Below are 19,984 nucleotides of genomic sequence, written 5' to 3' on the forward strand. Positions count from 1 at the left end.
TTAGAAATCTTCTAGGAGTAAAAGATATACATTTTTTGAGGCACTTCCGTAGGAAAGAAAGTCATCTTTGTTTTCCTCCGTGGCTTGAAAGTGTTTTAATGTGGTAATGTTGTTGGGAATATTTTTTTGGTATTTTTCCTTGATGACCTTTAGTGCTTCGCTTATGGAGTCCACCAGTTGGCTGGTTGTGGCAAAGACTACGAGATTGGAAGGCAGCTCATTCAATTTTTTTTCTTTGATTTGATTGGAACAGACCAAAATAGAGCCATTGTGTGCCACCAAATGCTCGCAAGTGGTAAAGAAAATATTGCTTTCGCTGCGTTTATCGGTAAACTCAAGTTTCTCTGAGGAAAAACGGGCCTCTAACCTTGGGTCAAGGGAGTAGAAGAGATGATTTTGCCAGTCATTTTCCGAAATAATGTTTTTCAGCGCCTCGGAAACCTCATCAAAGTCTTCGCAGTAAATAAATTTTCCACCATTCTTTTTAAAGTAGATGGTAAATTTTTCATCCACGGGAATTTTTAAATCGGGCATATGGTCACCGCGGGTCTCCGCAGTTTCCTTGGAAACCTTTTTTCCTCCTCCGAAAAGTTTTTTAAAAACTCCCATTTATGGTATTGTATTCTGAATATATCGAATCGAATAAAATTCTTTTGATTGCTTTTTAAAATTAATTACTTGGCCGGTTCCAACGTTTCTTTTTCCTTTTCGAAAGGTCGTTGGCCAAATATCTTTTCCAAATCGTCTTTAAAAATAACCTCTTTGTCCAAAAGTCGTTCCGCCAGTTCGGTGAGTTTATCTTTGTTGTCCTCCAACAATTTAATGGCCCGTTGATACTGGAGCTCTATCATTTTTGATATCTCTTGGTCAATGGTCTGGGCCGTTTCTTCACTGTATGGCTTGGTGAATCCATATTCGTTTTGCCCGGACGAATCGTAATAGGTGATGTTTCCAAGTTTTTCATTGAGTCCATAAATGGTTACCATGGCCCGCGCTTGCTTGGTTACTTTCTCCAAATCGCTCAATGCACCGGTGGATATTTTACCGAACATAACTTTTTCAGCGGCTCTACCTCCCATGGTGGCACACATTTCATCCAGCATTTGCTCCGGTCGAACGATCAAACGCTCTTCGGGCAGGTACCATGCGGCACCTAAGGACTGTCCCCTTGGCACTATGGTAACTTTTACCAATGGGGCGGCATGCTCCAACATCCAACTTACGGTGGCATGTCCTGCTTCGTGGAAGGCTATGGTTTTTTTCTCATCAGGGGTGATGATCTTGTTCTTTTTTTCCAGACCTCCCACAATTCTATCCACAGCGTCCAAGAAATCTTGCTTGGTCACCGCTTTTTTCTCTTTTCTGGCAGCAATAAGGGCTGCTTCGTTACAAACATTGGCGATATCGGCACCGGAAAAACCTGGGGTCTGCTTCGCCAAAAAGTCCAAATCCAATGTTTCGGCGGTCTTTATGGGGCGAAGGTGTACTTCAAAAATTTCTTTTCTTTCGTTAAGGTCCGGTAGGTCAACATAGATTTGGCGGTCAAAACGTCCTGCACGCATCAATGCTTTGTCCAATACATCGGCCCTGTTGGTTGCAGCGAGTACAATTACGTTGGTATTGGTGCCAAAACCATCCATCTCGGTCAACAACTGGTTCAATGTGTTCTCGCGCTCATCATTGGAACCTGTGAAGTTGTTTTTGCCCCTTGCACGTCCAATGGCGTCGATTTCATCAATAAATATAATGGCCGGGGATTTGTCCTTTGCTTGTTTGAAGAGGTCTCGCACCCTTGATGCTCCAACACCCACGAACATTTCAACAAAATCCGAACCGGAGAGCGAGAAGAAAGGCACTTTGGCCTCGCCTGCAACGGCCTTGGCCAATAAGGTCTTACCTGTTCCGGGAGGGCCTACCAATAAGGCGCCTTTTGGTATTTTTCCACCCAAGGAGGTGTATTTATCGGGATTTTTAAGGAACTCTACGATTTCCTGTACTTCTTCTTTTGCTCCCTCCAGACCGGCAACATCCTTAAAGGAGGTACGTGTGTCCGTTTTTTCGTCAAATAGTTTGGCTTTTGATTTTCCAATATTGAAAATCTGACCTCCAGCACCGCCTCCAGCACCGCCGGACATTCTGCGCATAAGGTATATCCAAATACCTATAATCAGAGCAAAAGGCAACAATGTCAAAAATATTTCACCGAGCACATTGGATTCCGTGTCGAATTCCACGATGGTATCCAGATTGTTCTCTTTTTTGATTTCGGTGATCTCATTTTGAAAGATCTGTAGGTCACCATAATCCAGAACATACTGGGGAACCAATCCTGTGGATGGGAAAAGCGGCTTTTCGGCCACCCCTTTGTGCACATCTTTTTTGAGCGCCTCCTCTGTAAGGTATACTTTGGCCTGACGCGTATTGGTAATGATGACGATCTTGGAGATGTCACCATTGCGCAAAAATTCCTGTAATTCGGATGTTGTGGTTTTTTCTGTACTTGAGAAACTACTTCCACCAAAAAATTGGAAACCGATGATCAAAGCTATGACCACGCCATATATCCACCACGAGCTTAAACGTGGTTTTTTTGGGGTATTATTCGGATTGTTTTCTTTTGCCATTTTTTTTTAAGAATTGTAACTGCTTTCCACCATAGTGACTTTGGCATCTCCCCAAAGCCCCTCAATGTCATAGAATTCCCTAATGTGTTTTTGAAATACATGGACCACAACATTTACATAATCCATCAATACCCATTCGGCGTTTTCGGAGCCTTCGATATGCCATGGCTTATCTTGTATGGCCTTGCTTACCTTTTTTTGTATTGAGGATACTATTGCGTTCACATGCGTGTTGGAAGTACCATTGCAGATTATGAAATAGTCGCAAACTGTGTTTTCGATTTCCCTAAGGTCCAGTAGATTTATATCAACTCCTTTTACGTCTTCTATCCCTTCTAAGATCAAGGCAATCAATTCGTCTGCGCTAGCTTTCCTTTTCTGCATTCAAAAATTTTAGTTTTTACAAAGTTATGTTTTTTTTGTTTTCTTAGCCCTAGTTTTTAACAAATCATAAAGGCTGTTCACATTGGGAAAACATTTTCAGATACTCAAACTTGATGCCACGGATTCCACAAATTTGTTTTTGAGGGATTTGAAACGTTCGGAGAACCCTGCCGATTTTACCGTTGTTGTTACGAAAAGACAGCTTAACGGAAGAGGACAAATGGGGACTGTTTGGGAGTCGGAAGGTGGTAAAAATCTAACGTTCAGTGTTTTGAAATTATTTGATTCACTAAATGTGCATAGCCAGTTTGTGCTCAATATTGCTGTTTGCAATGCCGTTTGCAATGCGCTAACTGAGTTTTCCATACCCGATATAAAGGTAAAATGGCCCAACGACATTATGTCAGGTTCCAAGAAAATTTGCGGTATTTTGATTGAAAACGTGTTGAAAGGTCCCTATGTGAACCATTCGATTATAGGAATAGGGCTTAATGTGAACCAGACCCGTTTTGAAAATTTGGATAAAGCGTCCTCTTTGAAGTTGATTCTTGGTCAAAGTGTTGATTTGGACGAGCTTCTTTTCAAAATTTTGAATCACATCCAAATACAATTGGACGGAATTGAGGGAAAAACAGTTTCGCAGTTATTGCCCGCTTATGAAAAAATACTGTTCAGAAAAGATAAACCCTCGACCTTTACGGATGCCAATGGACAAATGTTCATGGGATATATCCGAAACGTATCGTTGTCCGGAAAACTGGTCATTGAAATGGAGGACCAAATTTTCAAAGAATTCGACCTCAAGGAAGTTTCCCTTCTTTATTAATCGATTTTGTCCAAATTATTGGACAATGTTTCCATAAAGTTGGTGATGGGCGATTTGATCATCATGGCCATCATGGCATTGAACTGTCCTTCGAAGCTTAGGCCTACCTCGCTCTGATTTTCTCCCAAGGATTTGATATCAGCGGTAAGGGTAAAGGGAAGCTTGTCGCTGGCAGCTCCAAGGACCACTTTGTCGTTGGGTTGTTGTTCTTTGAGCCTGAGCACAATTTCGGGCATACCCTTTAATGCGAACTTAAACGTGTTTTCGTCCAACACTTCAAATTTGTCAATGTTGTCGGGCATTAACTTTTCAAAGTTTTTGATGTCGGTCAAGAAATCAAAAACTTCTTTGTCGCTTTTGGCTACTATTTTTTTTGAGGATTCAATGTGCATGTCAAAATATTATTTCCATTCTTGTGGATTGGATCTCCACTCCAATAGGGTCTGTAATTGGTTTTGTTGGATGTAATTGGTTTCCGATGCCTGCTCGATCAGGTTTTCGTAATCCGAAAGGGTGTGCAGTTCCACGCCTTCTTTTTTGAAATTTTCCGTTGACACCGGAAAACCGTAGGTAAAAATGGCAATCATTCCTTTAATGTTGGCATTTTGCTCCTTAAGAGCATGTACTGCATTAAGGCTGCTGCTTCCGGTACTTATCAAATCTTCGATGACCACCACGCTCTGCCCCGGTTCAAAATAACCTTCAATCTGGTTTTGCCTGCCATGCTCCTTAGGTTTTGGCCTCACGTAAACAAAGGGAAGTCCCAAGGCTTCTGCGACCAATATGCCTATCCCAATGGCCCCTGTGGCCACTCCGGCGATCACATCCGGTTTTCCGTAAAGCCTTTCAACTTGCTTTGCAATTTCTTCCCGAACATAGTTTCTTACCATAGGGTAGGAAAGCATGATCCTATTGTCGCAATAGATCGGAGATTTCCAACCTGAAGCCCATGTAAAAGGATTTTCAGGTTCCAACTTAATTGCATTAATTTGTAATAACAGCTCAGCTGTTTTTTTTGCGATTTCCTTATCTAAAACCATTTCGCAAATGTATGAAGTTTTTGTTAATGAGGCTCCACTGATTTTAACAAACGAGCGCCCCCAAGACTCCAATGGAAACTTGTTTTCTTTGGATGGCGATTCCATTGTTGAGGCAATCCGACTTTTGTCCAAAAAGAAGCTGAAAAAGGCCTATCTATATCATCCGGACGATAAAAAAATCCTTAAACTTTTTATGCACAAGATACCTGTGGTCGTGGCCGGTGGCGGTTTTGTGATCAATAGAAAGGGAAAGGTCCTTTTTATTTATCGAAACGGGAAATGGGACCTTCCCAAGGGAAAGGTGGACAAAGGCGAGTCCATAGAACAGGCCGCAGTTCGTGAAGTGGAAGAAGAAACCGGTGTAAAGAATTTGGAGATCGAAAGATTTTTGCATACTACCTTCCATATCTTCAAAAGAAACGGCGAGTATCGATTAAAGCAGACCCACTGGTTTATCATGTCAACGGATTATACGGGCAAATTGGTGGCCGAAAAATCCGAGGGCATCAAAAAGGTGAAGTGGAAAGGCCCCAGAAAAACCAAAAAGGCACTGAAAAATTCCTACCACAATATTAAGGTGCTTTTTACGGATTGGCCCTTTAATTAGGGAGCAGTCCGGAGGCATCACTATTTTTTGCCACCCTAAAAATAGGGTAGGTCCTATACGCATCCTCAAAATAAATGGAGCGTTCGAACAGCCAGTCCAATTGTGCGTACCAATTGTTCGCAAAGTTAAGGTCCTCCTCTTTTTTAAGATTGAACTCTTTGAATAGCGTAGTATCCTTTTGAAGCATCTCAAGGGCTACGTCTTCAAAAACGTAGGGAGAGAAACCTTCTTTTCGCTGTAGAACGGTATCAAAGAAATTCCAGTTGAAAAACGAGTCTGCGCCCTGTGGTTCCAGTGTTTCCATCAAATACCTTATTCCGGGCTGCTTGGTCGGTATCAACAGGTCGCCTTCCCGGAAATGAACGTTTTTACGGCTTTTTTCCACCTTTGTGTCCGAATGGGGGTAATGGCCTTCGTACGGGGCATTTCGTGTTTCAAAATCAACGATTTTGTAAACTTCCACGTTGAGGGTGGTATCCTTTTTTAATGGAATGTACTGGATTTTGTTGGCATCCAACCGTTCTATGACCCTTTGCCAGCTTCTTTTTACGATGTAGGCATCCGGAACGCTCACCGTATCTGCCGGATAATAGTAATCTTGATAAACCGTCTTTTTTACAAATGGTTTGCTGCGGTCATACTTTATCCGTGGCAGTCCGGTCACTTCACTGGTAAACAGTTCTGCCTCAAACCCTTTAAAATCCAAAGTGGAGGTCTGGGTGGTGTCCACTTTCCAATTAAAGTAATACTCGGATAAATTCAGGTTGCTTTCCAACGTTTCCCTACGCAGGGATTTTATCTTCTCGTGCTCAGTCTCCACAACTTCGATCAGGCTTTGCATCAGATCATAAGTGCCTTCCACACGTTGTTTGTAGGGTTTGAGCATATGGGTTTCTACCATCAGCCCCAAGGTGCTCCATAAGGTGGTATAGCCCGTGGAGTAACGCGGGTGGTCCATAAATTGACTGAATCCGAGTTCTGGTGGAACATTGAAAACGTTCACGTAGGGAGTTATGTCCCATTCCTTTTCGGTCAATGAAGTTTCTAGGCTGGGCATCAGGGTATCATGAAGGTATTCACCCAGTTTCCCGCCCAATTTATTGTGCTGCGTGAACAGATGGGTCAAGGTATATTGATAGTCGGCACCGTTGCTTACATGGTTGTCTATAAACACATCGGGCTTTACCATATGGAAAATCTGTGCGAACGTCTTGGCATTCTGTGTGTCCATTTTGATGAAATCCCTGTTCAAGTCGTAGTTGCGGGCATTTCCCCTGAACCCATATTCGTCAGGGCCGTTTTGGTTTGCCCTGCTGGTGGAGTTCCTGTTTAGGGAACCGCCAACATTATAAATGGGAATCGTTACCAGAACGGTGTTCTTTGGACTTGGTAGCTTATGGGTCGCCAAATCGCGATACAGCATCATGGTGGCATCAATACCATCGCTTTCCCCGGGATGGATGCCGTTATTGATCAAAATAATGGATTTCTCCTTGCGTATGTTCTCGTAATTGAAATCACCATCCGGATTGTAGGTGACCATGTGCAAGGGGATGCCACTGTCCGTTTTTCCAATGGTATGAATGTTTATTTCTGGAAAATCCTTGGCGAGCGCAATATAGTAATCAATGGTTTCCTTGTACGTTGCCGTTTCCTTTCCTTCGGAGGCTTCGTAATGGGTCTGGTATGAGGGTTTCTCGTCCTGTGTTTCCGATGTACAGGAGATTAAAACCAAAAGGACCGCTAAAAAGACTGGATGCTTCAAAATATTTTGGGAACTTTAGTTTGCACAAATACATGTGCCTGGCGGTACCAAAAATACAGAATATTATAATTTATGATGCTATCTCCATGCAACCAAGATCGTTGCTGTCTATTTTAAAGATGGGTTTGTTCTTAAAATTGAGGCTATAGGGGCATCTATCTTTGAACGAATTCCATTTTTTGTAATCCAGCGGGTCTATGGAAGAAGTGATCATATTGATGATAATGTGCTCCTTGATGTCCATCTCGATGAGTTCGTTCAGGAAATCCCACCCATCCATAATCGGCATATTGATATCCAAAAAGATGGCTTCTGGAATATTTTCGCCCTGATTATGTCTTTCTTTAAGGGCATCAAAGGCTTCTTGCCCGTTCTGAAAAATTTGGATGTCGTCGCAATCGGCAACGGACTTCAACATTTTTTTAATACCAAAAACGGTAATTGGATCATCGTCCACAATAAAAATACAACTAACTTTCTTCATTGAAATACACATTAAATGTAGTGCCCTTGTCAACTTCGCTCTGCACTGTTATTCTTCCGCCCATGGCTTCTATCTGGTTTTTTACAAGGTAAAGACCAAAGCCCTTGGCATCTTCTCTATTATGGAACGTTTTGTACATTCCGAAAATTTTGTCCCCATATTTGTTCAGGTCTATTCCCAATCCGTTGTCGGAAATGCTCAATACGATCCCTTTTTTGGATTTTACCGCATTCAGGGTTATGATCGGGTGCCTGCTTTCACTTTTATATTTTACTGCATTGGATATCAGGTTGAGTACAATACTGTCCATGTAGGCCGGAACACAGTTGACTTCGATATCCTCGGCAACATTGTTTATGACTTTGGACTGGTTATTTTCCAACGCGGTGGAGAGGTTTTGCAACGACTTGACAATGCTGTTTCTGAGGTTCAGCGGTTTTTTGCTTTCCGCTGCCTTGGTATTTACATCCACTACCTGATTTAGGTTTTCCAAGGTTTCCAACAAGTTGTCCGATGCCTGGAATAGCATTTTTAATATACGGTTACGCTCTTCCGGGTCCTTTTCCGAATTTAAAAAACCAAGAAGCATGGAAAAGTTGGCGGAGTGGGATCTAAGGTTATGGGAAACAATATGGGCGAAACCGATCAGTTTTTGGTTTTGTGTGGACGTAATGTCGATTAAGTTCCGTAATTGCTCCTCTTTCTTTTTTAAGGCGGTAATATCCAAACTCATCCCAATAAGTCCGCAGACTTTGCCTTCCAGATCAAAATAGGGAATCTTGGAAGTCAGAAAATAAGTGTCCTTTCCGTTGATTGTATGGATGGTCTCTTTGCCAATGATAGGAGTAAGGTTTTTCATCACCTCCAGATCTTCTTCCCTGGATATTTTGGCCATATCCTCACTGTAAAGATCAAAATCGTTTTTTCCGATAAGCTCTTCTACAGGTTTGTTGGCATATTTGGACTCGCCCTTGTTCACCAATATTTTTCTTGATTCAAGGTCTTTGACATAAAGGTTCAAAGGAAGGCTGTCCACCAGAGTTGTGAGCAGTTGTTGGTGTTCTTTAACCTGTTGCTCAGCAATTGCCTGTTCGTGAATGTCTTTAAATGTTCCCAAGACTTTGATGACCCTGCCGTTTTCAATGATAGGCTTTCCGGTGGCACGCACCCATCTTTCCTCACCTTCGAATGTGACGATCATCAATTTAGCGTCATAGGATTGATGCTTATGGATGGCCCTGTGGAACAGCATCGATATCGTGTTACGGCTGTATCCTATCTTGTAAAAGTTTATGGCTTCTACCGTGGTAGGTTCAAAACATTCCGGTACTTGATGGATTCGTTTTGTTTCGTTGCACCAATAGAGCTTTTCCGATTCAAGGTCATATTCCCACCATCCGGTTTTCGATATTCCTACCTTGGTTTCCAGAACATTTTTGAACCATGCTACTTTTTGTTCTTTTTCTACTTCTGAAGTGATATCATCGGTCTGGACAATAGTCCCTATTACGTTTTCCTTATCGTCGAACCAAGGTGCGAAGTAACTTTTAAAATGGAGGGTTCCATCACTGTTGGTCCTTTTATGTTCAATCGTAAAGGGTTTATGGGTCGCAAGTTGTTTTTTAAGGTCCGAAACCTCGGGGAATATAGTGAAAGCGGTTATTTTTCGTTTACTGTTGAGAGGTGGCAACCCGTAAAGTTCGAGCCATGAGCCGGAAGCATCAAGCACAGTACCCTTCGTGGATAAAAGCGCTGTTGCCTTGGGTAGCTGCTTTAGTAAATAAAATTGGTCGATTCTCTCAACTGCTTTCAAAACTCGGGGGGTTGTTTAAAAACGTTAGCCTCTTAAGAAATTTCTCACCAAAGTATTACAATTGCTCGATTAACGGCATTTATTGTTGTGAAAGAGATGATAACTGTGGTATTTCCCGATTACGGCATTGTTAGCGAAAATCAAGATAGGGAAATTACGTGCTTATGGATGTTTTGCGCCCTGGGAAAGGACTTTTTATTGTTTGACCACCACGGTCTCGGGGACCAGACCGGTATAATCACCTCCATTGCGTATAACATCCCTGACAATAGAGGAACTGATATAGGATTTCCCGGACGATGTCAAGAGAAATACGGTTTCGATCTCCGACAGTTTACGGTTGGTGTGTGCAATGGCTTTTTCAAACTCAAAATCCGCAGGGTTGCGCAAGCCCCTTAAAATAAAGTTGGCCCCGATTTCCTTGCAAAAATCCACTGTCATACCCTTATAGGTGGCCACTTTTATTTTTGGCTCATCTTTGAACGCCTGTTCAATAAAGGACACGCGCTCTTCCAGAGAAAACATATATGTTTTATCCGCATTGATGCCTATGGCTATGACCAATTCATCAAAAAGGGTAACTCCTCTTTTTATAATATCGTAGTGGCCTAAAGTAAGTGGGTCAAAGGAACCAGGGAACAATGCGCGTCTCATGTAGTTGAATAAAGTTTCTTAAAAATACGGTTTCTATCGCAAAGCTTCAACAATGGCGCTGTCAAATAGTTCCTCAAGCGAAATCCCGGCGGTTTTTGCCTGCTGTGGCAAAAGGCTTTCCTCGGTAAGTCCGGGCGTTGTATTTATTTCCAGCAAGTGTGGTACGTCGCCAATAAAAATGAACTCACTTCGCGTATAACCTTTTAACCCAAGGGTCCGGTAAATAAACTCCGCCAACTTTTTTACATTGGATTCTTGTTTTTCCGAAATTCTTGCCGGCGTAATCTCCTGTGATTTACCCAGATATTTCGCCTCAAAATCAAAAAAATCGTTTTCCGAAATAATCTCGGTGGCGGGAAGCACGGTCACCTCGTTTTTAAAGGTGATCACCCCCACGGAAACTTCTGTTCCATCCAAAAAAGATTCGATAATGATCTGGGTATCCTCCTTCAATGCATTTTCTACGGCTTTGCCCAAATCTTCTTTGTTATAAACTTTGGACACCCCGTAGCTACTTCCTGCCCTGTTGGCTTTCACAAAACAAGGAAGTCCCACTTTGTCCACAATGGCATCTTCATCAATAGCATCTCCCTTGTTCAAAAAATAGGAGGTCGCGCATGGCACGCCATAAGGCTTCAATGTGCTCAACAGGTCCCTTTTGTTAAAGGTCAGGGCCGCTTCGTAATGATTACAGGAAGTCTGCGGAATTCCCAATAGTTCAAAATAGGCCTGCATCAGACCATCTTCTCCCGGAGTTCCATGGATGGCATTGAAAACACAATCAAAATAAACTTTTTCATCATCAATTTGAATACTAAAATCAGACCTGTCCACCGCATGTTGCTTATCAGTTTCATCCAAATAATACCACTTTTCCCTGGTGATAAAAATGCGGTACGGATTGTATTTTTCCCTTTCCAGATACTTGTGCACTACATTTCCGCTTTTTACTGAAATATTGTACTCGCTGGAATGGCCTCCCATGATTATGGCAATGTTCTTTTTCATTTACTTAAAAATATCGCGGAGCCAAAATAAAGAAAAAAGGGTTGGCTTTCCTATATTTGTCCCGATAAGGTGAACTACATGAAAATTTTTTTCAACTTTTTGAAAAGCAAGACTTTTTTGATTCAGCTAGGGTTGGCGGCAGTAGCTGTTTTGCTTTTGGTGTTCCTTGCTCTGCAATGGCTCAAGAGCACCACCAACCACGGTGAGTTTGTGGAGGTGCCCGACTTCTCAAAAATGTCGGTATCCGAGATGCGCAAAGCGGTAGAGGATGCAGGACTCAGATATCAAGTTTTGGACTCATCGGAATACAATCCCGACTATCCTCGATTCTCTATATTAGATCAAAACCCTCCTGCTGGAAACAAGGTGAAGTCCAATCGTAAAATATATTTTACGGTCAATCCATCAGGATACAAAAAGGTAACTGTACCGGATATTGTTCAGGTCACCCAAAGAAATGCAGCTTCCATGCTGCGTGCCGTTGGACTGGAAGTTGAGCGGGTCACTTACATTGATGAGTTGGGCAAGGACATGGTCTACAATATGAAGCACAGGGGAAAATATATAAAACCCGGAGACAAGCTGCCCAAAACATCCAAAGTGGAACTGATTTGTGGCAATGGGACCATTCCCGGTAGCGCCAGGGTACAGGCAGACTCCAACTAGCCATGGATATTTCGGACAATCAGGACGAGCTTTCCCAGGACGAGCTCTATGAACATCATGGTTTTGTGGCCTCCAAGGGCCAAGAGCCGTTGCGCGTGGATAAATTCTTGATGAACTTTATCGAGAACGCTACGCGAAACAAAATCCAGCAAGCTGCCAAGAAAGGCCACATTTGGGTAAACGGTACCATCGTAAAACAGAATTACAAAGTAAAGGCTGGGGATGAAGTAAAGGTGATGTTCGAGCATCCTCCCTATGAGTTTTTGTTGACCCCCGAGAACATTCCCTTGGACATCGTGTACGAGGATGATGTACTTTTGGTGGTCAACAAACCAGCAGGTATGGTCGTGCATCCCGGGCATGGAAACTATTCGGGTACATTGATCAACGCCTTGGTGTATCATTTTGAAAACTTACCAAACAATAGTTCGGACAGGCCTGGACTCGTTCATCGAATAGATAAGGACACCTCCGGCTTATTGGTAATTGCCAAAACCGAATCCGCCATGACCCATTTGGCCCAGCAGTTTTTTGATAAAAGTAGCGAACGCGAGTATGTGGCCTTGGTCTGGGGAAATGTTGAGGAAGATGAGGGTACCGTTGAGGGGCATATTGCCAGAAATCCCAAAAACCGTCTGCAAATGATGGTTTTTCCAGAAGGAGATGAAGGCAAGGAGGCTGTCACACACTACAAGGTGCTGGAAAGGTTTGGGTATGTCACTTTGATTTCCTGTAAATTGGAAACCGGTAGAACCCATCAGATTAGGGTGCACATGAAATATATCGGCCATACGTTGTTCAACGATGAGCGCTACGGGGGCGATAAGATTTTAAAGGGAACCACCTTTACCAAATACAAGCAATTTGTGGAAAATGCCTTCAAGGTACTGCCCAGACAGGCATTGCATGCCAAAACACTGGGTTTCGAGCACCCGGTAACAGGCGAGTTTATGAGGTTTGATTCCGAACTGCCCGAGGATATGGTCAACGGAATTGAAAAATGGCGTGGCTATTCCAAGCATCACGAATCATAGTTTTCTTCAATCTTTGGATTGAAAACACCATTGGGATATCTTTCCAAAAAAGTAAAATCCTCGTTATTTTTACAAAAACTTGAACAAAATGAAAATTGTGATATCTCCGGCAAAGTCACTCGATTACGATACGGCTTTGCCCATATCAAAATATAGCCAGCCCCAATTTTTGGAACAGGCAGAAAAACTGAATTCCGTTCTTAAAAAGAAAAAGCCCAAAGCTTTGATGGACCTGATGTCCATTTCAGATAAATTGGCCGACCTGAACTGGGAACGCAACCAAAAATTTGAGCTTCCCTTTACTACGGACAATGCAAGACCAGCCATTTATGCGTTCAACGGGGATGTGTACCAAGGTCTGGATGCCTATACCATACCAGAAGATAAATTGGATCGCCTTCAAGATTCCTTGCGAATTCTTTCCGGACTCTACGGCGTTCTAAAACCTTTGGACCTGATGCAACCGTATCGTTTGGAAATGGGAACACAATTAAAGGTGGGCCGCAAAAAGAACCTGTACGAATTTTGGAAGGGACAGATCACGGAATCACTGAACAACGAATTAAAGGACGACGAGCTTTTTGTAAACTTGGCCAGTAACGAATATTTTGGGGCCGTGGACGATAAAAAACTCAAAGTTCCCGTAATTGCCCCGGTCTTTAAGGATTGGAAAAACGATAAGCTGAAAGTTATCAGTTTTTACGCCAAAAAGGCACGTGGTTCCATGGTCCGCTATATTTTGGATAAGGAAGCGGAAACGTTGGAAGACATCAAGAACTTCGACTACGATGGTTATCTTTATAGTGAGGAACACACGGTAAATAAAAACGAACCCGTTTTCATACGATAAAAAACTTTGGTAAAATCCAAAGTAATCTTTAAGTTATCGACCATGCAAGGCAGTTGTTACGATTGATCGGCACGCCGCCTTAAATTGTGATACGCTTAAATTTAACCCACAGGTTACACATTATTCACGACCTTTGGGTGTTTGTCCATTTTTAACACTAACATAGAAAATACATGCAGCAATCTAAACGGTTAGAAGAGTTCAAGAAATCGGTAACCAATAAGTTCAACATCTACAACAGTCTTTTCCTGAGTCTGCCCTACAAGAATGTGGAAAACGTGGGAATCCTGATTCCGCTATTGTTGGATCAGTGCGAAAAAGGACTCAAGGCGGGCAAGGAGCCCCAAGAGATTTTGGAAGTATTCTTTTCCAACTTTGTGGATATACAGGACGAGAGGGAGCGATTGGACTTTATGTTCCGGATCATCCAGTATGTGGAGCGCCAAGTGGTGCTCTACGATAGCGTAGAGGATTCCGCGTTCCCAAAACTGCAGGAGTACAGTAGTTCGTTGACCATAAAGGATTATTTTGAATTGGTGAACCGTACCAAAAATTGGGACAAGGTTTCCAAGAAACTTTCAACGTTCAGCGCGCGCATTGTCCTGACCGCTCACCCTACACAATTTTATACTCCAGCAGTACTGGACATTATTGCAGAGCTACGTTCCTTGATCGATGAGGATAGAATCCATGATATAGATGTAACGCTACAGCAATTGGGACTCACCTCTTTGATCAATGCCAAAAAGCCCACTCCTTTGGATGAGGCAAAAAATATTATTTACATCCTGCGGAATACTTATTATGATGCCGTAGGGGAGTTGTACCAATATGTGAAGAGCAATATCCGGGACGAGAAATTTGAGAATTATAACCTGATGAAACTTGGATTTTGGCCTGGCGGTGACCGGGACGGAAATCCGTTCGTAACAGCAGATATTACCAAACAAGTGGCCGATGAGTTGCGACTGACCTTGATGAAATGTTACTATAACGAACTGAAAAACCTTCGCAAAAAATTGACATTTCAGGGAATGCAGGTAGAACTTAATGCGTTGAGCAGCAAACTCTATCATGCTATGTTCGATCCCAACGCACCCATTTCCTACGAAGGCATTATTGAGCATTTGGATGCAATCCGTCAAGAACTTATCGAACATTATCACGAACTGTATTTGGATGAGCTGGACCAGTTTATAGATAAGGTGCACATTTTTAAGACCCATTTTGCCACCTTGGATATCCGTCAGGACCACAGCAAGCATTTATTGGTGGTGGAAACCGTATTGAAAAAACAGGGAATCATCAAGGAAAGCATAGATGAACTCAAGGAAAAAGAATTGGTGAAATTGTTGCTTCAAGAGAATTTTAAACTCAATGCCAAGGATTTTGATGACGATATCGTTAAAGATACCATTATCAATATCCAAAACTTGAAATCTATTCAGGACAAGAACGGAGAGGATGGCTGCAACCGCTATATCATCAGTAATTCAGAGGACATTTTTTCAGTATTGTTCGTGTTCGGATTGTTCAGATGGTGTGGATGGGATGAGAAAGAGATCACTTTCGATATTGTCCCGTTGTTCGAGACCATGAAAGGTATGGATGCCTCCGAAGAAGTAATGCAGACCTTGTTCGATATACCAAAATACAGACAGCACCTAGAGCGACGAAGGGATATTCACACCATTATGCTCGGCTTCTCCGACGGTACCAAGGACGGTGGCTATCTAAAGGCCAACTGGTCCATTCTAAAGACCAAGGAGACCCTCAGCAAAGTATGCAAGAAAAACGGCATAGCCGCTATTTTCTTTGATGGTAGGGGAGGACCACCGGCAAGGGGTGGAGGCAAGACCCACAGGTTCTACGCCGCCCAGACCAAAGATGTGGCCAACCACGAGATACAGCTCACCATACAGGGGCAGACCATCACGAGTACCTATGGGACCAAGGAGCAGTTCATGCACAATTCCGAGCAGTTGCTCACTGCAGGTTTGAGCAACAACCTGTTCGGTAAGGAACATACGATTTCTACCGCACAGCGAAAATTGATCGAGGAACTTTCAGAGCTGAGTTTTGATAAATATGATGCCCTAAAACAGCATGAAAAATTTATCCCTTACTTGGAAAATAGAAGTACCTTAAAATATTATACCAAAGCAAATATCGGGAGTAGGCCCGGAAAACGGGGCAATAAAGAAAAGTTGACGCTGTCCGATTTAAGGGCGATATCGTTTGTGGGCTCTTGGAGCCAGCTTAAACAGAACGTTCCCGGTTATTTTGGATTGGGATCTGCCATACAGCAACTTAAGGAAGAGGGCCGCTTGGGCGAAGTAAAAAAACTCTACAAGGAAGTTCCTTTCTTTAAAGCATTGATGCTGAACAGTATGATGTCCCTGGCCAAATCCAATTTTAACCTGACGAGTTATATGAAAGAGGACCCTGAGTTTGGCGATTTCTGGAACATTCTGCATGATGAATTCCAATTATCCAAAAAGATGCTCCTGCAGATTTCGGGGCTCAAAATTTTAATGGAGGACGAAGCCGTATCGAGGGAATCGGTGAAAATCAGGGAAAAGATTGTATTGCCATTGTTGGTGATTCAGCAAAATGCCCTGTACCACATTACCCAAAACTCCGAGTACAGGGAGTTGTACGAGAAAATCGTGACACGTTCCCTGTACGGAAACATCAATGCAAGTAGAAACTCGGCTTAACGGCTGGTTTCTCACAAGTATATTAATTACGATCAGTATGGTGCAGAACGAATGGGCATCATGCTGATTGTTTATTTTTGCCCCAATACGGAATATCTTCAGTTTTGAGCACACAATTATTTCAGCATACACACCCGTACGAACCCTTTTTGTTGTCCAAGGCCACCAAACTGATCGTTGGCACCCTACCACCCCCTCGGTTTACCACTGGCGATTTAAAGGAACAAGACGTGGATTTTTGCTACGGCAGTTGCAATGGGATGCTATGGCCTATTTTGGACAGGATTTTTGATTTGGGTTTGCTGTATGAAAATACCGAAGAAGCCGTGGTACAGCGAAAAAATTTTCTGATCAAGCAAAAAATTGGGATATGTGATATTGTAGAAAGTGCCGAACGTGAAAAAATTGATGCATCGGATTTGGGCATGCAAAATGTAGTGCTTCGGGATTTGGTCGGTTACCTGAAGAAGTACCCCAATATCGATACATTATTGTTCACCGGGGGAAATAGTAAAAATGGCCCGGAGTATTTCTTTCGAAAACAGTTGAAAACCTATGGACTGCAATTAAATATGGTTTCCAACGAGGTTCCCCGAATCCATCATTTGGAACTGCCGATCGACTCCAACTCGGTTCAAGCACAGTCGAGAACGATTAAAACGGTCTCGTTGACCGCGCCTTCGGGAGCCGCTAATCGTGCAGTAGGGAGTTTGCAGGCATACAAAGACCTTAAAAGTAAAAATCCCGAATTCAATACAGTAGATTTTAGGGTGATGCAGTACAGCGAATTTTTCTGAATTTATGTTGTTCCATTCAAACATTTACATCCAATTTTACGTTTTGCCCGTACATATACTGATTAATAAAGCTAAATATTGAATTATGAAATCAATGAGTAAAGTTATCGGAGTTGTATTTGCCGTTCTATTGTTTGGATCTTGTTCCGTGCACAAAAATGCAGGAAAGAGCGCTACGGCTCCGGGTCAAGTGAAAAAGATTACGGGTGCAAAAAGTGCCAAGGCCTATGCTCCCGGGCAAAGAAAGAAAAATGGCAACGATTAACCATTGTACAGCATAACCTCAGAAAAGCCCCGAAATATCGGGGCTTTTTTTATGTGCAAATGATATTTTTAATTCATCTCAGAAGAAAGGATCGCATAAAAAGATTTTATGCCGTAGGCCAACTGACCGATTTTTACATTTTCGTTAGGGCTATGTTGATTGTTGTCCGGATTTACAACCGGTACAATAAACGCAGGAATCTTCAACTCGTTGATGAACGGGGAAATGGGCACGGTTCCGCCCATGGTGCGTATCTGAATCACTTCTTTACCAAAGCTTTGCTTTAAGGTTTCAACAATAAATTTGCCGTACGGATTGTCCAGATCGGTGCGGAAAGCATCTGTCACGCTACCTTCTTCCACCGTCACGATCTTATCAAATTGCATACGCTCCTCCTTGGAAGGTACATGGTCCAATACTTTGTATCCTTGCTTTGCAATATGGTCTTTCACCAGCTTTTTTAGTCGGTTGCCATCACTTTCCACCACCAGTCTTAGGTCCAGTTCTGCCGTGGCACTTTCCGGAACAATGGTACGTGCTTTGTCTCCGACCCATCCGGAGCCCAGTCCGCGAATGTTCAATGAAGGATATTGCAAGGCCTCCTGATAAAATCCGCCCACTTTTTCAGCAGTTTTGAACTGTAGTTTTTCTGCTATGGCCTCGTCACTATCGGGAACACTTTTTAAAATGGAATCCGTTTGTTTGTCCATGGAGATACCATCATAATAACCGGGAATGGTCACTCTGCCCTCGTCATCTTTCATCGTTGCCAATAATTTCGCCAACTGAAAGCCCGGGTTTGGGGCATAATTGCCATAATGCCCGCTGTGTTGAGGTTTAATGGGACCATAAGTGGTCAATGTCAATGTGGTGATGCCCCTGCACCCATATACCACTGTCGGTTTTTCAGAGGCATGTACCGGTCCGTCAACGATCATCAAAAAGTCGGCCTCCAAAAGCTCACGGTACTGTTTCACGGCAGCAGGCAAAGGTTTGCTGCTTCTTTCCTCCTCACTGTCCAGAATTACCTTTACGTTGAACGGGATTTCCTTGTTGTCCTTTTTTAAGAGGTCCATGGCGTTCAGGAACATGACTATGGGCGATTTGTCATCCGAAGTAGACCTCCCGAACAATCGCCAATCATAATTGATATCATCGTCCAGCTCATCAAAAGAAACCGTTTCGAAATCACCGTCTTTTGGCGCTTTTAGCACCACTTGGTATGGATTTGGCTGGTCCCATTTGGAGGGATCCACTGATTGCCCATCAAAATGCATGTAAATAAGTACCGTAGGTTTGTCCGTGCTCATGGGAGTGGCCGCAAAAAACAACGGAAGTCCCTCCGTGTCCAGAACTGCGGTGTTGAAACCACGGTCGCCGAACTTGCGCTTCAGCCACATGATGTTTCGGTCGATATCCGCGGCATCCAAAGCATCGTTCGGAATTGCGATAAATTCACGGATTTCGTTGATGGCATCGGCCACTTGCGATTTTATGGCCATATCATCTTGAGCAAAAAGCGAAAAAGTAAGAAAAAGGGAAACTAGGGACAGTGTTTTTCTCATGGAACAAATCTTCTTGATTTTAAAAGTTGAAATTTAGCGAATTTGCTTCACAAAGTCAGCAATACCATCCACTCCATTTGCTGTTAAATGTTTGATGAAGGCCGAACCAATGATGGCGCCTTTTGTTTTCTGCGTAGCTTGCTTAAAAGTTTCCGCATTACTGATGCCAAAGCCGACAATTTGCGGGTTGTTCAACTGCATTTTTGAAATACGGTCAAAGTAGTCCGACTGTTCCGCCCCGAACCCTTGTTTTGCCCCAGTGGTGCTTGCCGAACTTACCATATAAATAAAACCTTCGGATGCCGCATCAATCGATTTTATGCGTTCGTCACTAGTTTGTGGAGTAATCAGAAAGACATTGATCAAACCATGTTTTTTAAAAAGGGCTTCGTACTCCTCTTGGTACACGTCCAAGGGAAGGTCCGGTAAAATGAGACCATCAATGCCGATTTCCTCGCATTTGGCGCAAAACGCCTCCACGCCATATTGTAGCACCGGATTAAAATAGCCCATCAAGATCAGGGGAATGGAAACCGATTTACGAATATCTTTCAGTTGCTCAAACAGCAAAGCAGTGTTCATTCCGTTTTTAAGGGCGGCGGTGGAACTTTGTTGGATCGTTGGTCCATCGGCCAAAGGGTCGCTGAACGGAAGCCCTATCTCAATGAGGTCCACACCGTTTTTTTCCAAATCTTGAATGATTTTTACGGTATCGTCCAAATTGGGGTAACCTGCGGAAAAATATATGGAAAGGATTTTTTTGCCCTCTTGTAGTTTTTGTTTGATTCTGTTCATTTTAAAGTTTGTTTTTGTCATTCCGCACTTGATGTGTAATCCACTATTGATCTTGTTTTGGATTGCTGCTTCCGCGGGAATGACATT

Annotated in this window: 20 protein-coding genes; 8 read left to right on the forward strand and 12 right to left on the reverse strand. The window is 42.9% G+C overall.

Annotated elements, in window-relative coordinates:
• The 3 genes from SD449_RS08145 to rsfS form a co-directional block, all read right to left on the reverse strand.
• Nucleotides 1-609 carry an LUD domain-containing protein gene (locus SD449_RS08145; protein WP_318309864.1) on the reverse strand — a complete coding sequence of 203 codons (609 nt, stop codon included), beginning with the start codon at nucleotides 607-609 and terminating at the stop codon, nucleotides 1-3.
• A gap of 65 nt (nucleotides 610-674) precedes the next feature.
• On the reverse strand, nucleotides 675-2,624 hold the full coding sequence (gene ftsH / locus SD449_RS08150; protein ID WP_318309865.1) for an ATP-dependent zinc metalloprotease FtsH: 1,950 nt from the start codon (nucleotides 2,622-2,624) through the stop codon (nucleotides 675-677).
• 6 nt (nucleotides 2,625-2,630) lie between these two features.
• Nucleotides 2,631-3,008, reverse strand: a complete 378-nt coding sequence (rsfS, locus tag SD449_RS08155; protein ID WP_318309867.1) for a ribosome silencing factor — start codon at nucleotides 3,006-3,008, stop codon at nucleotides 2,631-2,633.
• Nucleotides 3,009-3,090: 82 nt separating this feature from the next.
• Between rsfS and SD449_RS08160 the strand changes: the two genes are divergently transcribed.
• Nucleotides 3,091-3,834: a biotin--[acetyl-CoA-carboxylase] ligase gene (locus tag SD449_RS08160; RefSeq protein ID WP_318309869.1), complete on the forward strand. Its 744-nt coding sequence runs from the start codon at nucleotides 3,091-3,093 to the stop codon at nucleotides 3,832-3,834.
• Here SD449_RS08160 and SD449_RS08165 read toward each other — a convergent pair.
• A complete protein-coding gene (locus SD449_RS08165; protein WP_318309871.1) occupies nucleotides 3,831-4,226 on the reverse strand; it encodes an SRPBCC family protein in 396 nt (131 codons plus the stop codon). The two genes, SD449_RS08160 and SD449_RS08165, sit on opposite strands and share 4 nt — an antisense overlap.
• A 9-nt stretch (nucleotides 4,227-4,235) precedes the next feature.
• Nucleotides 4,236-4,874, reverse strand: a complete 639-nt coding sequence (pyrE, locus tag SD449_RS08170) for an orotate phosphoribosyltransferase (protein ID WP_318309873.1) — start codon at nucleotides 4,872-4,874, stop codon at nucleotides 4,236-4,238.
• Nucleotides 4,875-4,881: 7 nt separating this feature from the next.
• Between pyrE and SD449_RS08175 the strand changes: the two genes are divergently transcribed.
• Nucleotides 4,882-5,481 carry an NUDIX hydrolase gene (locus SD449_RS08175; RefSeq protein WP_318309874.1) on the forward strand — a complete coding sequence of 200 codons (600 nt, stop codon included), beginning with the start codon at nucleotides 4,882-4,884 and terminating at the stop codon, nucleotides 5,479-5,481.
• On the opposite strand, the gene SD449_RS08180 is transcribed toward SD449_RS08175, so the two are convergent.
• The 5 genes from SD449_RS08180 to SD449_RS08200 all read right to left on the reverse strand — a co-directional run bounded on the left by SD449_RS08180 (nucleotide 5,474) and on the right by SD449_RS08200 (nucleotide 11,205).
• Nucleotides 5,474-7,246 (reverse strand): M14 family metallopeptidase, encoded by a 1,773-nt coding sequence (locus SD449_RS08180; protein WP_318309875.1) that lies wholly within the window; start codon nucleotides 7,244-7,246, stop codon nucleotides 5,474-5,476. The two genes, SD449_RS08175 and SD449_RS08180, sit on opposite strands and share 8 nt — an antisense overlap.
• 70 nt (nucleotides 7,247-7,316) lie before the next feature.
• Nucleotides 7,317-7,730: a response regulator gene (locus SD449_RS08185; protein ID WP_318309877.1), complete on the reverse strand. Its 414-nt coding sequence runs from the start codon at nucleotides 7,728-7,730 to the stop codon at nucleotides 7,317-7,319.
• Complete coding sequence (locus SD449_RS08190) at nucleotides 7,717-9,543, reverse strand: PAS domain-containing sensor histidine kinase (protein ID WP_318309878.1); 1,827 nt, start codon at nucleotides 9,541-9,543, stop codon at nucleotides 7,717-7,719. The genes SD449_RS08185 and SD449_RS08190 overlap by 14 nt, the downstream gene beginning before the upstream one ends.
• 195 nt (nucleotides 9,544-9,738) lie before the next feature.
• The gene (coaD, locus tag SD449_RS08195; protein WP_318309879.1) at nucleotides 9,739-10,197 is read right to left on the reverse strand and encodes a pantetheine-phosphate adenylyltransferase; all 459 of its coding nucleotides are present in this window, start codon (nucleotides 10,195-10,197) and stop codon (nucleotides 9,739-9,741) included.
• A 33-nt stretch (nucleotides 10,198-10,230) separates the two neighbouring features.
• On the reverse strand, nucleotides 10,231-11,205 hold the full coding sequence (locus SD449_RS08200) for a D-alanine--D-alanine ligase (protein ID WP_318309881.1): 975 nt from the start codon (nucleotides 11,203-11,205) through the stop codon (nucleotides 10,231-10,233).
• 78 nt (nucleotides 11,206-11,283) lie between these two features.
• Here SD449_RS08200 and SD449_RS08205 point away from each other — a divergent pair, with 78 nt between their 5' ends.
• From SD449_RS08205 to SD449_RS08230, 6 genes are all read left to right on the forward strand, one after another.
• On the forward strand, nucleotides 11,284-11,871 hold the full coding sequence (locus SD449_RS08205; RefSeq protein ID WP_318309883.1) for a PASTA domain-containing protein: 588 nt from the start codon (nucleotides 11,284-11,286) through the stop codon (nucleotides 11,869-11,871).
• Nucleotides 11,872-11,873: 2 nt separating this feature from the next.
• Nucleotides 11,874-12,905, forward strand: coding sequence for an RluA family pseudouridine synthase (locus tag SD449_RS08210; RefSeq protein ID WP_318309885.1), 1,032 nt, complete (start codon nucleotides 11,874-11,876; stop codon nucleotides 12,903-12,905).
• A gap of 88 nt (nucleotides 12,906-12,993) precedes the next feature.
• Nucleotides 12,994-13,755, forward strand: a complete 762-nt coding sequence (gene yaaA / locus SD449_RS08215; RefSeq protein ID WP_318309886.1) for a peroxide stress protein YaaA — start codon at nucleotides 12,994-12,996, stop codon at nucleotides 13,753-13,755.
• A 173-nt stretch (nucleotides 13,756-13,928) separates the two neighbouring features.
• Nucleotides 13,929-16,475 (forward strand): phosphoenolpyruvate carboxylase, encoded by a 2,547-nt coding sequence (locus tag SD449_RS08220; RefSeq protein WP_318309887.1) that lies wholly within the window; start codon nucleotides 13,929-13,931, stop codon nucleotides 16,473-16,475.
• A 104-nt stretch (nucleotides 16,476-16,579) separates the two neighbouring features.
• The gene (locus tag SD449_RS08225) at nucleotides 16,580-17,272 is read left to right on the forward strand and encodes a uracil-DNA glycosylase family protein (RefSeq protein ID WP_318309888.1); all 693 of its coding nucleotides are present in this window, start codon (nucleotides 16,580-16,582) and stop codon (nucleotides 17,270-17,272) included.
• An 85-nt stretch (nucleotides 17,273-17,357) separates the two neighbouring features.
• A complete protein-coding gene (locus tag SD449_RS08230; RefSeq protein WP_318309889.1) occupies nucleotides 17,358-17,537 on the forward strand; it encodes a hypothetical protein in 180 nt (59 codons plus the stop codon).
• Between the two features lie 68 nt (nucleotides 17,538-17,605).
• Here the strand turns inward: SD449_RS08230 and SD449_RS08235 are convergent, their stop codons facing one another.
• Both SD449_RS08235 and trpA read right to left on the reverse strand, forming a co-directional pair.
• Nucleotides 17,606-19,102 (reverse strand): M20/M25/M40 family metallo-hydrolase, encoded by a 1,497-nt coding sequence (locus SD449_RS08235; protein ID WP_318309890.1) that lies wholly within the window; start codon nucleotides 19,100-19,102, stop codon nucleotides 17,606-17,608.
• A 33-nt stretch (nucleotides 19,103-19,135) separates the two neighbouring features.
• Nucleotides 19,136-19,897, reverse strand: coding sequence for a tryptophan synthase subunit alpha (gene trpA, locus SD449_RS08240; protein ID WP_318309891.1), 762 nt, complete (start codon nucleotides 19,895-19,897; stop codon nucleotides 19,136-19,138).
• Nucleotides 19,898-19,984 lie beyond the last annotated feature (87 nt).

It is taken from the genome of Flagellimonas crocea (genome assembly GCF_033441595.1).
GTDB lineage: Bacteria > Bacteroidota > Bacteroidia > Flavobacteriales > Flavobacteriaceae > Flagellimonas > Flagellimonas crocea.

Excerpts from the sequence above, each read along its gene's own strand:
- SD449_RS08165 (WP_318309871.1), bottom strand. The coding sequence starts at position 4,226 with ATGCACATTGAATCCTCAAAAAAAATAGTAGCCAAAAGCGACAAAGAA.
- SD449_RS08230 (WP_318309889.1), top strand. The coding sequence starts at position 17,358 with ATGAAATCAATGAGTAAAGTTATCGGAGTTGTATTTGCCGTTCTATTG.
- SD449_RS08205 (WP_318309883.1), top strand. The coding sequence starts at position 11,284 with ATGAAAATTTTTTTCAACTTTTTGAAAAGCAAGACTTTTTTGATTCAG.
- SD449_RS08210 (WP_318309885.1), top strand. The coding sequence starts at position 11,874 with ATGGATATTTCGGACAATCAGGACGAGCTTTCCCAGGACGAGCTCTAT.
- yaaA (WP_318309886.1), top strand. The coding sequence starts at position 12,994 with ATGAAAATTGTGATATCTCCGGCAAAGTCACTCGATTACGATACGGCT.
- SD449_RS08220 (WP_318309887.1), top strand. The coding sequence starts at position 13,929 with ATGCAGCAATCTAAACGGTTAGAAGAGTTCAAGAAATCGGTAACCAAT.
- rsfS (WP_318309867.1), bottom strand. The coding sequence starts at position 3,008 with ATGCAGAAAAGGAAAGCTAGCGCAGACGAATTGATTGCCTTGATCTTA.
- SD449_RS08175 (WP_318309874.1), top strand. The coding sequence starts at position 4,882 with ATGTATGAAGTTTTTGTTAATGAGGCTCCACTGATTTTAACAAACGAG.
- SD449_RS08200 (WP_318309881.1), bottom strand. The coding sequence starts at position 11,205 with ATGAAAAAGAACATTGCCATAATCATGGGAGGCCATTCCAGCGAGTAC.
- pyrE (WP_318309873.1), bottom strand. The coding sequence starts at position 4,874 with ATGGTTTTAGATAAGGAAATCGCAAAAAAAACAGCTGAGCTGTTATTA.
- SD449_RS08185 (WP_318309877.1), bottom strand. The coding sequence starts at position 7,730 with ATGAAGAAAGTTAGTTGTATTTTTATTGTGGACGATGATCCAATTACC.
- coaD (WP_318309879.1), bottom strand. The coding sequence starts at position 10,197 with ATGAGACGCGCATTGTTCCCTGGTTCCTTTGACCCACTTACTTTAGGC.
- trpA (WP_318309891.1), bottom strand. The coding sequence starts at position 19,897 with ATGAACAGAATCAAACAAAAACTACAAGAGGGCAAAAAAATCCTTTCC.
- SD449_RS08235 (WP_318309890.1), bottom strand. The coding sequence starts at position 19,102 with ATGAGAAAAACACTGTCCCTAGTTTCCCTTTTTCTTACTTTTTCGCTT.
- ftsH (WP_318309865.1), bottom strand. The coding sequence starts at position 2,624 with ATGGCAAAAGAAAACAATCCGAATAATACCCCAAAAAAACCACGTTTA.
- SD449_RS08145 (WP_318309864.1), bottom strand. The coding sequence starts at position 609 with ATGGGAGTTTTTAAAAAACTTTTCGGAGGAGGAAAAAAGGTTTCCAAG.